Origin of the sequence: Natrialba magadii ATCC 43099 (assembly GCF_000025625.1) — an archaeon.
Classification (GTDB): domain Archaea; phylum Halobacteriota; class Halobacteria; order Halobacteriales; family Natrialbaceae; genus Natrialba; species Natrialba magadii.
Genome location: NC_013925.1, coordinates 46494 through 58487 on the forward strand (window position 1 = coordinate 46494; position 11994 = coordinate 58487).

Here is an 11994-nt window from a genome sequence, read left to right on the forward strand (position 1 = left end):
TTACTCGGGTAACTGGTCGGGGTTCACCCACCAGACGCGTGCGTTCGCACCGACTTTCTTCGTCTCGAGGCCGGGGTATTCGTCGTCGAAAAGCCCGTGCAGGCGGTTGTGTGCAGTGGTTTCAGAGCATCCGACGCCGTCGGCCACCTCGCCGACGGTCAACGGTTCGGGGTGCGCCTCGACGAGCGCGTCAATGACGTCCTCGTCTCGATACTTCGGCTGGAATAGTCCGTCCTCGGCCTGTTCGACGTCGCCGCGGACATCGCCTCCGGTCATGGTCTCTGTTTTCCTCTCCAGTACTATAACGGTACTCCTACGTAGTTCACCGTCGCGGCTTCGACTCGTGGACGGGAGTCTCGCGATCGGGGCGGCGAGTAGTGAGCACCTCGAGCTCGCCGCCGTCCTTCTTCTCGCGGACGAGTAGCGGTTCCTCGGTCAGCGTTTCGACGTGCACCATCTTCGCGTCGATGCGAACGCTGACGTCGTCACCAGCGACCAGGTCGACGCCGGTACAGTTCTCGGTGACGGTTCGTTTACGATCGCCGTTCTGGTGAGCAGTGACAACGCCGGTGTCGGTGTTGTAGTGAATCTCGGTTGCTTTCATCATATCTTCGTCACGACCCCATCGGGAATAGGTGTTCCGCCGCTGCTACGGACGCAGTGGTCGTCTTCGGTGATCTCGTAGCGGCCGGAGTAGGTGTACGCCGACCCGTCGCGATGCAGGACGGTCATCGTCTCGCCGGTGGTCTCTCCGGTCGCCCGGACGATCTCCTCGAACGGCCGCGCGGGTTCGGCGCAGTAGATGGACTCCATCAGTCGGGCCATGTACCAGCTGTCCGCGCGGTCGTCGACGTCCGGAGCCGACAGCCAGGTGCCGTTGTGGGCGAGCATCGCGACCGGTTCGCCGTCTCGGTCACGAACCTCGAACGGGTGGGCGTTCCGCAGCGAGATCTCGCCGCGGGTGGCGAAGCGGGTGTGCCCGAGAGCGACGTCGGCCTCGGGGAGCGCGTCGACAGCGTCGATGGGCATCGCGCCCACGCCGCGTTCGCGGTGAAGCTCGCCGTCGACGGCAACCGCGACGCCCCAGGAGTGGCCGCCCGACCGTTGCTCGTTCTGCTGGCAGGCCGCGACCGCCCGCTCGGGGGCGTCGTCGCCGCGGTAGATGCTCATCCAGCACATCGTCTTAGGCCTCCTCCTCGGCGGTGTCGGCGGTGCTGGTGTGGTCGCGCGGGCCGTTCGTCCAGCGGAACTCGCCCTGCTCGGCGTCGATGTTCCAGAGCGCGTCGACGTTGTTCGCGGGCGAGTACTCGTCGCGCCCGGCTCGAACCAGGTTGTACGCCCGGCAGCGCCAGGTGTTCGGCGTCTGTGGGTACGCTACCTGGATGGCGCGGAGGACGTCCCACGCGCTCTCGAACTCGCGCTGGTCGACGCCCGGGATCCCGCGTCCCTCCTGGAAGGTGATGCCGCCCTCGATGGGCTCCTGCATCGCGGTCATCAGGCCGACGTCGGTCGCGCGCTGGTAGATTTTCTCGTAGACGCGCTCGAGGGTGCGGCGGTGGTTCTCCAGCTTGGGGCTCCAGCCAGCCTCGATCGCGCGGCCGGTGACGCGCCGGAGCGTAAGCAGGCCGTTGAGGGCCATCGCCGGGTGGGCGTCGTTCGCGCGCAGTTCGATGGTGAGCGGTTTCCCGCTCGCCTGCGCGGGGTTGAACGTGACGCTGCTGTACTCGCGCCGGTAGCTCCGGGGGTTCGCGACGCGGTCGCGGACGCTGTCCTGGCTGAGTCGCGTCGTCTGGCCGTCCGCCCAGTGCTCGACGTTGAGCTCGCTGCGGCGGTAGGTCGTCCCCTCGCGGAAGCCGTTCTCCCAGTCGTGGCAGAAGTACGGCGCGAGGAACGGGAAGATCTCGGCTACGGTGTTGTAGCTGATCGTCCACGCGGTGATCTCGTCGTCAAAGACGTCCCCGGCCACGCAGAGGTGAACGTGCGAGCCCGCGCCAGCGCCGTTGTTGGCTCCGTGCCAGTCCCAGGTGATGTCCTCGTCGCGCGTGTCCTTGTAGAACCGGTTGAGGATCGTCTTGCAGTTCTTGTACGCGCCGATCGAGGTCTCGCGGGGGCCGCTCGCGTCGTTGTGCCAGCCGTCGAGGCTGCCGCGGTTGTTGTTCATCGTGTAGCTCCGGACGTCGCTGGGGAGCGGGCCGGGGAACTGCTCGATCTCCATTCCGTGCGTAAACGGGCTTCTTCCGTCTGTTTTCATCGTTTTAGGCCTCCTGCAGGTGTCTCATGCATAGGGGTAATAATAAAGGTTGTCCCACGTAGTTAACCGTCAAGTATGGCGATTTCGGACGAATCGGCGTGGTCGGGAAGGCCGCGAAATTTACTTACGGATGCGCCTGTTCTTTTTTGACATGAGCAACCGCGACCTCGAGGAGGCCGAGTAAGACCTATGGCAATCGTCACCAATCGTAGTAATATGGAGCCGACGTCGACGGGCGGCGACGGAAGCGATGGCGAGGACGACGTCCCGCTGGGGACGTTCCTCTACGAGGCGCTGCCGGACTCCGAGATCGATTCGGTTGAATCGGTCCGCGAGCTGCGCGAGCGCGAATGACGCTGTTCGTCGACACGAACATCCTCATCGCGGCGACGGTCGGCGAACCGGAGCGGGGTGAGGTGGCGCGGGATCTTCTCGACGCCGACTACGAGTTCGCGACGACGCTGCTGAACGTGATGGAGTACCGGACGGTCCTGACGAAAAAGAAGAAGTTCGAGCAGGAGCGCGTCGAGGAGCTGATCGATGGGCTGTTCGACCGGATGGACGTGTACGGACCGGAGTCGAGCGACCTCCTCGAGGCGTACGCGATCCAGCGCGAGACGCTGCTCTACACGATGGACACGGTGATCCTCGCGACGTCGAAAGAGGTGGGCGGCCCGCTCGTCACGTTCGATGGCGAGCTTCTCGACAACGGCGCGATCTCCCCGGAGGAGGTCCTCGAGTCCTAAATCGTCTCGAAGTGGTCGTACGTCCGTTCTGTGGTTTGAAGCGAGCGGTGTCGAAGTCGATTCCTGACGTCGTAGAGGATGTTTCCTGTCTCCACGCGTAGCATTCGCCAGGCGAGTGAGTGACGAAGCGTATGCGCTGAGACGTCGTCCGGCCCACCGCGTCCCTCGAACGTGAACGGTCGAATATCAGCTCGTCGAGCCGCGCGCTTGACGACATCGTTCACACCTTTCGGCGACATCCGGGTACTCATCTGGCTGGGGAACAGCGCGTCGACGTCGTCGCGAACCTCGAGGTACGCATTCAGCGTCGCGATCGTCCTGAGATTCTCACCGCGGTCGAGCTCGAACGTGGCCGGTCGCGGGTCCCTATCGTTGGGGTAGCCCTTCTGGATCCGGCTCGGGATCCGGAGCAGTTCGTCGTCGACGTCGAGCATCGCGCGATCGACACCAGAGAGTTCAGCCCGGCGAAGGCCGGTGTCGTAGAGGAGCGTGAGGATCGCGTTGTCTCGTTCAGGGTGACTGCCCTCGAGGACGGCAGCACGCATCGCTTCGACCTGGTCTGGTTTCAACCAGTGGACTTCGTCCGCGTTGCTCATCTGTTTGGCAACCTTCACTGTCACTGTTCTAATAGTGTTCGACTTCGACGTTGGAATCGAACACTTCCACCGGTTCAAGCTCTTGTAATGGACGCCGTCTTGCGATTTTTCCTCGTGGAAGGTAGTTCTGCAGGCGTCAATCCCAGGGGTAGTACGCCGAGATCGGGTCTCCAAATCGCCGATACGCCGACAAATAAATCATATGCTGCTATATGGACTCTGAGGGCGGCATCTCGCTGGAGTCTTATCAAACATCTGGGCCGAGTGTGCGATTAGAGTGTTTGATAAGGTCTGCCGAGCGTCTGACGAGGCTTTATCAACTCTCCGACCTCTTTGCTCTCTTTGAGGCCAGAGAGCTACATGAGAATCGGAGTTACCAACCAGAAAGGAGGAGCAGGGAAGACGACGACCACACTCAACGTCGCCGGCGCGCTCAACCAGCTCGGGAACGACGTCCTCGTGATCGACCTGGATCCGCAGGGCCACGCGACGGAAGGGCTCGGGTTCGAGGACCTCTACGACGATCCCGAACGCGACTCGCTGTTCGACGTCCTCCCCGAACTTGAACGGATGGACGAGCTCGAGCAGCTCGTCGTCGAGCACCAGGAGGTCGACTGCGTCCCGTCGCACGAGACGATGATCAACGCCGAGGACGCCCTGGCGAACGTGATGAAACGAGAGGAGCGCCTCGAGATGCTCCTCGACGACGCCGACGGTCGTTGGGACTACGTTCTCGTCGACTGCCCGCCCAACCTGGGCGTGCTCACCGACAACGCGATCGTCGCGACCGGGAACGTCCTGATCCCAGCGCAGGCGAAGAGCACGAGCATCCGCGCGATCGAGCTTCTCTTCAAGCAGCTCCGCTCGATCGAGTCCGCGTTCGGTCCCGTCGACGAGCTCGCACTCGTCGCGAACGAGGTCGAGGTCGATGGGGAAGCCGATGAGATGATGGCCTGGTTCAGAGACGTCTTTGAAGACAAAGAGGACTGTGCTGTCTTTGAGGTCAGAAAGCGCGTCGCCCTTCAGCGCGCCTGGAACAACGGTGTCTCGATCTTCGAGCACGAGGAGGAGTGCGACATGGAGTCAGTCTACCTCGACGTCGCTCGCCACCTGGAGGGATTCCATGGCTGAGAAGCGCGACCGCAACCCGTGGGAAGATCGCTACGACGATGACGAGGAGGATGCGGAGAACTCGGAGACGTCAGAGAGTTCAAAAGAGACAAAGACATCGGATGTTTCAGAGGCCTCAAAGAGCTCTAAAACCTCAAAAAAGACAAATACAGAAATCACGTCAGAAGGTTCAGAGAGGTCCGGGAAACCGACTGTTAGGGAGCGCAAGAACGTGAATATGTACCTTCCCGAGGACCTAGTGGAGGAGTTACAGGGCCGATTCTTTGAATTGGAAGCAGAGTGGCGTCGTGAGCACGGTGAAGATCTCCCAAAGAACGAGAAGTTCTACCCGGCAGTGATTCAAGCTGCCCTCGAGGAGACCACCGTTCAGGAGCAGCTCGACCTCGACTGACTCGGCGCTCACGTCGATCCGTTTCGGAAGTTTCCGGAAAGTTCCGAAAGTCTTCACTTTCACTCGGCTTGGCTGGTCTTTAAACGGTTATACACCGACTAATATTGTTGCACTCGCTCCCGCGCAAGGAGGCCGTTCGCCCCCGATTTTTTCACCGGGTTAGACCGGCCCTTCGTATTCCCAGTTGTGACCGCCGTTACCGTCCCGTGATACTACATATTTGTAAGGTCCGTGACCATTGCCATTGTTGCAAGTGCAGTCGCTTCCGCACTTGACGCGCCGAATGACGACCGTACCACCACTGTCGTTTTCTTCGACGTCGACAACAGAGTCATCGGATGCGATCTCCTCTGGATCGGGCGGCTGCTCGAGATAGGCTATCAAGTCTTGACAGTACTCGATGATCAATCGAAGCGTTGGAACCGCTTGACGTTGGAGGCCTTCTGCGACGTAGTTCGGGATTTCTTCCGGCGGAGTGGGTTGGTCGTTTTCTGGCATGACCTTATCAAACGTTTAGAGCGCATGTCTAATAAATCTGTTTGATAAGGTCGTAGTGAGTGGCGTCTCGATCGGCGCACGATCAGTCCTCTTCGAGAAGGTCTTCGGGTTTGAGTTCGCCAGCGACAAATCGTCTTCCACGCTCGCTGATCCAATAGGCACCTCCGGAACTTTCCAACAGATCGTGTTTCGCCAGCGAGCGGCAGCGCTGTCCCACCCAATTTGACGTGTATGGAACGTTCAACGCGATGGACGCAGGTTTCATCCGTGCGCCATGCGAGGCCATGAAATCCAAGATGTACGGATCGGCAGGTTTCATCCAGGAGACCTCGCGATGCATAAGTCCGACAACACAATTCCTGTTTTTAACCGCGTTGAAGGCAGCTTCTGGTGATTTAATTCCTGATTAGAGTCACCTATATGGGTGAGAAGGTTTATTAGCGGCTGGCTAAATGTTCACGTTGTCGAAGGTAATCGCACGCTACGCTGCCCCCAGAAAGCAGCCGGTGCTGGTATCACCGACCGCGGTTGCCTTCGACGTTAGACGCCTCGTGAAGGCACGTGCGGGCGAATTAACGCCCGCTTAGTGTCTTCCCGATTCCCGAAACCGTGGAAATCCCGAAGACATGGCCCGCTTCAACCGTCACCCTAAAAGTAATGTCGCTTCTGATGTCAGGAGCGGTACTGGTAAGCTATGTCTAAACCCCGGAAAGAAGGAATTAACAGGGTTCTGCCGTCTTGCGTTCAGTTCCGGCGTGCTGTTAGCGGGGTTTTATTACTCTCCTAATGGTACATTTGTGTTGAACGCACGAATCAAGGATATCGAAAGGAGATCCGTCGAGTCCCGCTTGCTCCCACGCAACTACGCCGCGGATCTCCTTTCAAAGAGGCCCAGGAATGAACACCCCCAATAGACACTGTCACCGATCTCGTTCAAACGGTCGTCACCACCTTTCAGTAGTTGGAGCTATGTCTGACGCGAGGGGAACTGTTTTAGTACCAGAGTGGCATGTTTCAGCGTATGGACTAAAAAGCCTGTACGCACGGCTCACGAAAAATCAACGCCGGCAAGAACCGGAGTGGTTGGACACTCTCCTGTTCTTGCCCCATCGTGATAACGTTTGCGCCTCGGTGAGAGGCGTCACTGTGTCGCGCTGGGGTGTCGTCCTTTCCGGGCGTCGCCGGTTCGCGATGAGCTCGCGGACCAATGGCAGCAACAACGACACCAAGAGATACGAAACCGCAGGATGACGCCTCGACGGGCCTGACGCTTCGAGCGCAGTTCCCGGCGGAGCACGACGTCGTCGTACGAGACGCATCGCTTGCGCCGACGAACCTGTGGCGGGAGATCTTCGATCCCTGGTCGGAGCACTCGAAGCTCCCCGGCCATCTCGTCACGGGCGTTCGTGCGCTAGCGGCTGGTCGCGACGCTGGTGAGTTCCACGAGCAGCTTGCATCCATCAATGCGTTGGATGGAGTCTACCAGTCCGTCCTCGAGTGGCTCGCGACGGATCCGAACGTCGACGTCGACCCGGAAGACGCTGATACGGGTGACCGCTTCTGGTACGCGCTCTCGGTCACGCGCTCGCTCGGGACTGGTCGGCCGCTCGGTCTCCAGACCGAACCGTTCGACATCCGGTCCGGGCCGCTCGAGCTCCTCCGAATCGTCGGGATCGAGCCGACGATCGCGATCGACGTCGACCACCTCTGGGACGACCAGGATGGACGATGGACGAGTCGGCGAAGTCAGCGCGAGAGCCTGCTGACGTTCGTCGGCTGGCTATCCGAGGTCGCCGACGTCCACCTCGTCGCGTCGCCGGCGACGATCGCGAAGCTGCGCCAAGATCACGTCGACGACCTTCCCGAGAGCGTTGTTGAGAGCGCGCATCCAACCCTTACAGAACTGGGACTGAGTGACATCGACCAGGAGCAGGTCGAGGCGGCGATCGCCGAGATCCCGACCAACGGTCGCGAGTGGGACATCCTGCGCGTGATCGAGGACCTCGGCGGCGAGTGCCGCCGGACGCAGCTCTACAACGACGTTCGCCTCGGCGGCTCGAACGGATCGATCCGTGACGCCCTCTCGACGCTTCGTTCCTGGACCTGCATTTTCAGCAACGGTCCACGTAACGCGAAGGTCGAGCATCTCACCCCAACTGGCGAAGCCGCACTCGAGGTTCTCAGGGCGCGAGGTGGCAGAAAAACCGAGTTGAGTGATTTCGCTGAGAGTCCGGAAACCCAACCGGAAAATCGTTTAGCCGATGCAGTGTACTCCGGGCCGAGCACGAAGGCCCCCCCAGACGCCGATCGGCCGGAAGGGGAGGCCAGTGCCGGTCGGACGTCCCGCTGGAGTGGCCGCGTCGACGTGGACTACGTCCCGAACTGGAGCCGCCACCACGCAGCCGTCGCGAGCGCCCCCGAAGACGGCGGTATTGGCCTCGTAGACCGGCCAATGGAGAAGCGAACCGGAAGGAACGGAGACGAGGACGGCCGCATACCCTGGTGGGGATACGACGAGGACCGCGACGAGGTCGCCGTCTCCTACGAGTGGCACGGCCCCCGGGCTGGTATGGTGTGCAACGTTCGAGCGTTGCTGAGTGACGCCGCATTCCGCGAGATCTTCACCGTTGAAGCGTTCGACGGCGAGGCGGGGAACCTCTCCGGTCTCCTCGAGGGCAACCGGTGGGCGCTGCGATCCCTCCGCCAGCTGGGCTACCTCAAGGACGGGATGTCTGCTTCCGAGTACCGGGACGCCCTGATCGATGCCCGTGACGACTTCGTCGAACTCACCAACGACATCGAACGGGAAAAGGATCAACCCGAGCTCTACCGTTCGATCCTCTCGCTCGGTCACGGTCTTTCGACGATCGCCGCAGACCTGTACGACATCCTGGGTATCCGCGTCGTCCGGGAGATCTCGATCCCGCACTTCAACCGGGACTACTGGGGCCGATCGAAACGAGTCCGCGGCCTGTTGAAGTTCCTCGCGATGCGGATGACGCAGTCCTCGAGGTACGGTCAGTACTCCGCATGGCGAGTTCTCTGTGAACCGCGGACGGAGAAGCGCCAGGTGATCGGTGACGGCCCCGACGTCGATGCCGCCGATCCCCGTGGAACCGTCCAGGGTTCGTGGGTCCTCGTCGGGAAGGGACTCTCGAAACTCCGTCCCTACCTGGAGCACTTCGATCGCGAAGAGATCGACCTTCAGGAGGAGGAGCCCGGCTTCCAACCGTTCACCCTCGACTTCGTTCTCGACGAGCGTCGACGAACGCCGATCGAACGAGCCGCGAAACGGATGCTCCGGCAGCGTGGACTCAAGCCGACGGAAGATGCGATCGCCATCCTCGAGGCGTTCTGCGGTGACGCCTACGACGCAACCGAGGCGATCGCCGCCCTCGAGGGCGAGCCGGTTCCTCGTCACGTCCGGATCAACGAGCTGAAGTACGGTCTCTCGCAGCTGGACGTCGACCGGATCATGCCCGAGCTGGCACCGACGAAGCGGAAAACGCTGAAGGCACTCCTCTGTGCCGATGACGCACTCTCCCAATCGGAGATCGCGGAGCGTGGTGGCTTCTCGACGCGGTCGTTCCGTGATCATCGCGACGAGCTCGGGGCGTTCGACATCATCGAGAAGACCGACGACGGGAAGTACCGCCTGACGATCTCCTACCGGGGCGAGAAGAACCGCGTCCCGGCGCTCGTCGAGGACTCGCTCTCGACAATCCAGGACGTCCTCTGGGAGGCCACGTTCGACCTCATCGACGACGCTGAACGCTTCGGCGATCCCGACGACGCCCAGCTCGAAGCACTGCGGTGGCCGCCTGACTTCGACGAACTCGGCAGACGCTGGCCGATGATGGACGCTTGGATCTCGATAGCGGCGGCACTCGCGAAGAGTCCGCATCCCGACCCCGACGTGATCACGGTCGGGAAGATACCCGAACAGACGAGCATCCAGGAACCGGTCACCGCTCCGACTGCCGGGGCTGACTGACCGTGGAGTGGACCGATCAACTCGTCGACGAGCCGAGGCACTCTCGGGGAGCGCTCTCAAGACCTTATCAAACACGCACACCGAAAACGGCCCTTTGATGTTTGATAAGGTCTATTCACGATACCAAATGACTGCTGCGAGTTCTTCGAACTTTTTACTCGCGATCACGCCGTTAGCTTCGGCCTCCTGGAGTAGCTCGTACGCGCGCGATCGTGAGATGTCCAAAGTGTTCGCAACCTCCCGCGTGCTACGAGGTTCGCGGGAGTCGAATAGATCCTCAATATCTGTTTCGTCGACGGCCGATTCGAACTGGCCCGTCTCCTCATTCCGATCGGGCATCGACAGCACAGACACTGTCGATTAATTTCAAACCATCGATGACAGTCGTCGAGGGTCAATTTTATTATACTGGGGTTCCACGGACATGACAGAGCAAGCGAAAAGTACGGATTACATCACGACGCGCGGACTCTCGTCTCCCACTGCGAAAACAACGAGACAACGCGCGAATCAAGGGTTACGAACCTCGTGATGAGGTCCGTGCTCTAGCCCGCTTGCTCCCACGCAAAGAGGCCCAGAGCATGAGAGAGAACAATCCCAATACAGTAAAGCTTAACGAACAGCGCCAGTCCAACCTCTACGGAGAGGTCCAAAACGGCCGCGCTGTCGTTCGATGCGGCGACTGCGGAACAGTTTTCTCGGCAACCGATGCTGAGACTCATCAGTGCACCGAACCTGAATACATCGCTACTGACGGCGGCGTCAACTTCCAGCGCGATCTCACCGGATTCCAGCGGGACATCATGTTCTGCCTACGCCGGATCGAGCGCGGGAAGGCGACCGAGGACCAACCGTACGGCCTCGGCATAAAGCGCGAACTCGAGCGAACGCGCGACGTCGACGTCGTCAACCACGGCCGGCTCTATCCCAACCTGGACGAGCTGGTCGAGATCGGCCTGATCGAGAAATCGATGGTGGATCGGCGGACCAACGAGTACTCTACAACCAACACCGGTCAGCAGCTGGTCGACGACTACTCCAGCTGGGTACTCGAGACCGTCGCGGAACGACTCCCCGCGGCTGAAGCCGGTGGTCAGCAGTGAGCACCGTCTGTCAGACCTGCGGCGAGGTCAGCGAGAAGTGCTACCGCTGCACCAACCCGGAGTGCCCGAAAGGTGACTTGGTCGGCCAGAACGACCAGGGGAGGCACGTCCGATGACGCACGACGACCTTCGGGCGCTCGTTCTCGATAAGTACGGGTGTGAGTGCATTGTTTGCGGGCGCTCACCTGAAAAGTGGCTCGAGAGTGAGGATCTCGACCGGTCGCAAGACAAAATCTCCATCCATCACGTGAATGGCGATGACTCGGACGACCGACTGGAGAATTTAATTCCAGTCTGTCAAAGCTGCCACACCCACATTCACCGAGTCGACAAGCCGCCTTATCGGAAGTGGCACCGGCAGCTCCCAATCGAGGCTCGGCATGCGTGGAATCAGCATCATGCCGAGTACTACGAGGGCGATCGGATCTCGCGAGAAGAGGCTGAGCGGCAGTTCGGTTCTGAAGGCGGTGACCCGGAGAGCCTGAAGTATAAAGCTCGCGAGGGCGACGACGCTGCAACTCAAACGGCGGTTAAGGGGTGCCAGGGCCGATGACGCACGGCGACATCTCTGTCGGAGACGTCGTCTACGACATCGGCAAGGGCGGCGGGAAGATGGTGGTCGTCGATCGCGTCGCGGACTCGATCGTCGAGCACCGAGAGGGCGAGGACTACGACATCGCGTCGTACAAACACCATCCGAACCTGCCCGTTCGTGAGGACGACGCCGTCTTCACGTGCGTCTACATCCCCGACACGCCGGGATCCCACCCCGCCAGCGGGACCTACGACTTCCCCGCCGGCCGACTGGCGCGAGCGCCGATCGAGGAGGCCAACAAGGCCCTCGATCCCATCCAGGACGTCATCGTTCGCGACGTCCTCGAGGATCTCCTCGTGATGGCCAGCGCGATCGACTCGACCGGGACCGTCGACGAAAGCCGCGCCACCGTCCTCCTGGACGTGGCCGGCGACGTCCTCGACGAGTCGATCGTACGCGACGCCGAGGAACTCGCGCGCTCCAACCCCGACTGGCAGGGCAACGGCTCGACCGAACCCGCCAGTGACGGCGACGACGCCGTCGACGAGGATGACGAGGAGGACTCCGAGGAGGCTGATCCCGACGCCGAAGACGGCGACGAGGTCGGCCAACTCGGCGACTTCGAGCCCACCGCAGAGTCATGATGGCGCTCGAGTCCATCGGCGGCCGCGGCGCCGTCGAGCACGCTGAGCTGCAGTGCGGTATCGACCAGGACCCCACGACGGAGAGCGGAGCCTGAACCAATCAGA

16 protein-coding genes are annotated in these 11994 nt (G+C 61.2%); 8 read left to right on the forward strand and 8 right to left on the reverse strand.

Annotation, left to right across the window (positions count from 1 at the left end):
• From NMAG_RS20570 to NMAG_RS20585, 4 genes are read right to left on the reverse strand one after another with little or no spacing between them, the layout of a single operon-like run.
• Positions 1 to 276 carry a helix-turn-helix domain-containing protein gene (locus NMAG_RS20570; protein ID WP_004217542.1) on the reverse strand — a complete coding sequence of 92 codons (276 nt, stop codon included), beginning with the start codon at positions 274 to 276 and terminating at the stop codon, positions 1 to 3.
• 46 nt (positions 277 to 322) lie between these two features.
• On the reverse strand, positions 323 to 607 hold the full coding sequence (locus NMAG_RS20575; protein WP_004217543.1) for a hypothetical protein: 285 nt from the start codon (positions 605 to 607) through the stop codon (positions 323 to 325).
• The gene (locus tag NMAG_RS20580; protein WP_012997008.1) at positions 604 to 1179 is read right to left on the reverse strand and encodes a class II glutamine amidotransferase; all 576 of its coding nucleotides are present in this window, start codon (positions 1177 to 1179) and stop codon (positions 604 to 606) included. The genes NMAG_RS20575 and NMAG_RS20580 overlap by 4 nt, the downstream gene beginning before the upstream one ends.
• A gap of 4 nt (positions 1180 to 1183) precedes the next feature.
• On the reverse strand, positions 1184 to 2251 hold the full coding sequence (locus NMAG_RS20585) for a hypothetical protein (RefSeq protein ID WP_237076866.1): 1068 nt from the start codon (positions 2249 to 2251) through the stop codon (positions 1184 to 1186).
• A gap of 216 nt (positions 2252 to 2467) precedes the next feature.
• On the opposite strand from NMAG_RS20585, the gene NMAG_RS22305 reads away from it, so the two are divergent.
• Together NMAG_RS22305 and NMAG_RS20590 are read left to right on the forward strand one after the other, a co-directional pair.
• Positions 2468 to 2605 carry a hypothetical protein gene (locus NMAG_RS22305; RefSeq protein WP_004217546.1) on the forward strand — a complete coding sequence of 46 codons (138 nt, stop codon included), beginning with the start codon at positions 2468 to 2470 and terminating at the stop codon, positions 2603 to 2605.
• A complete protein-coding gene (locus NMAG_RS20590; protein WP_004217547.1) occupies positions 2602 to 2997 on the forward strand; it encodes a type II toxin-antitoxin system VapC family toxin in 396 nt (131 codons plus the stop codon). Before NMAG_RS22305 ends, NMAG_RS20590 begins: the two co-directional genes overlap by 4 nt.
• On the opposite strand, the gene NMAG_RS20595 is transcribed toward NMAG_RS20590, so the two are convergent.
• Positions 2994 to 3593 (reverse strand): tyrosine-type recombinase/integrase, encoded by a 600-nt coding sequence (locus tag NMAG_RS20595; RefSeq protein ID WP_004217549.1) that lies wholly within the window; start codon positions 3591 to 3593, stop codon positions 2994 to 2996. The two genes, NMAG_RS20590 and NMAG_RS20595, sit on opposite strands and share 4 nt — an antisense overlap.
• 360 nt (positions 3594 to 3953) lie before the next feature.
• Here NMAG_RS20595 and NMAG_RS20600 point away from each other — a divergent pair, with 360 nt between their 5' ends.
• Positions 3954 to 4724, forward strand: a complete 771-nt coding sequence (locus NMAG_RS20600; protein WP_004217550.1) for a ParA family protein — start codon at positions 3954 to 3956, stop codon at positions 4722 to 4724.
• Positions 4717 to 5115, forward strand: a complete 399-nt coding sequence (locus NMAG_RS20605) for a hypothetical protein (RefSeq protein ID WP_004217552.1) — start codon at positions 4717 to 4719, stop codon at positions 5113 to 5115. The genes NMAG_RS20600 and NMAG_RS20605 overlap by 8 nt, the downstream gene beginning before the upstream one ends.
• 159 nt (positions 5116 to 5274) lie before the next feature.
• Here the strand turns inward: NMAG_RS20605 and NMAG_RS21330 are convergent, their stop codons facing one another.
• Positions 5275 to 5613: a hypothetical protein gene (locus NMAG_RS21330; protein WP_012997010.1), complete on the reverse strand. Its 339-nt coding sequence runs from the start codon at positions 5611 to 5613 to the stop codon at positions 5275 to 5277.
• A gap of 82 nt (positions 5614 to 5695) precedes the next feature.
• A complete protein-coding gene (locus tag NMAG_RS20615) occupies positions 5696 to 5953 on the reverse strand; it encodes a hypothetical protein (protein WP_004217554.1) in 258 nt (85 codons plus the stop codon).
• An 867-nt stretch (positions 5954 to 6820) separates the two neighbouring features.
• Here NMAG_RS20615 and NMAG_RS20620 point away from each other — a divergent pair.
• Positions 6821 to 9607 carry a hypothetical protein gene (locus NMAG_RS20620; RefSeq protein WP_004217555.1) on the forward strand — a complete coding sequence of 929 codons (2787 nt, stop codon included), beginning with the start codon at positions 6821 to 6823 and terminating at the stop codon, positions 9605 to 9607.
• A gap of 111 nt (positions 9608 to 9718) precedes the next feature.
• Here NMAG_RS20620 and NMAG_RS20625 read toward each other — a convergent pair whose 3' ends face one another.
• Entirely contained in the window at positions 9719 to 9946 is a 228-nt protein-coding gene (locus NMAG_RS20625) for a hypothetical protein (RefSeq protein WP_004217557.1), read from the reverse strand.
• Positions 9947 to 10188: 242 nt separating this feature from the next.
• On the opposite strand from NMAG_RS20625, the gene NMAG_RS20630 reads away from it, so the two are divergent.
• From NMAG_RS20630 to NMAG_RS20640, 3 genes are all read left to right on the forward strand, one after another.
• Entirely contained in the window at positions 10189 to 10710 is a 522-nt protein-coding gene (locus NMAG_RS20630; RefSeq protein WP_004217559.1) for a helix-turn-helix transcriptional regulator, read from the forward strand.
• 112 nt (positions 10711 to 10822) lie between these two features.
• On the forward strand, positions 10823 to 11263 hold the full coding sequence (locus NMAG_RS20635) for an HNH endonuclease (RefSeq protein WP_004217560.1): 441 nt from the start codon (positions 10823 to 10825) through the stop codon (positions 11261 to 11263).
• Entirely contained in the window at positions 11260 to 11889 is a 630-nt protein-coding gene (locus NMAG_RS20640) for a hypothetical protein (RefSeq protein WP_004217561.1), read from the forward strand. Before NMAG_RS20635 ends, NMAG_RS20640 begins: the two co-directional genes overlap by 4 nt.
• Positions 11890 to 11994: the final 105 nt, after the last annotated feature.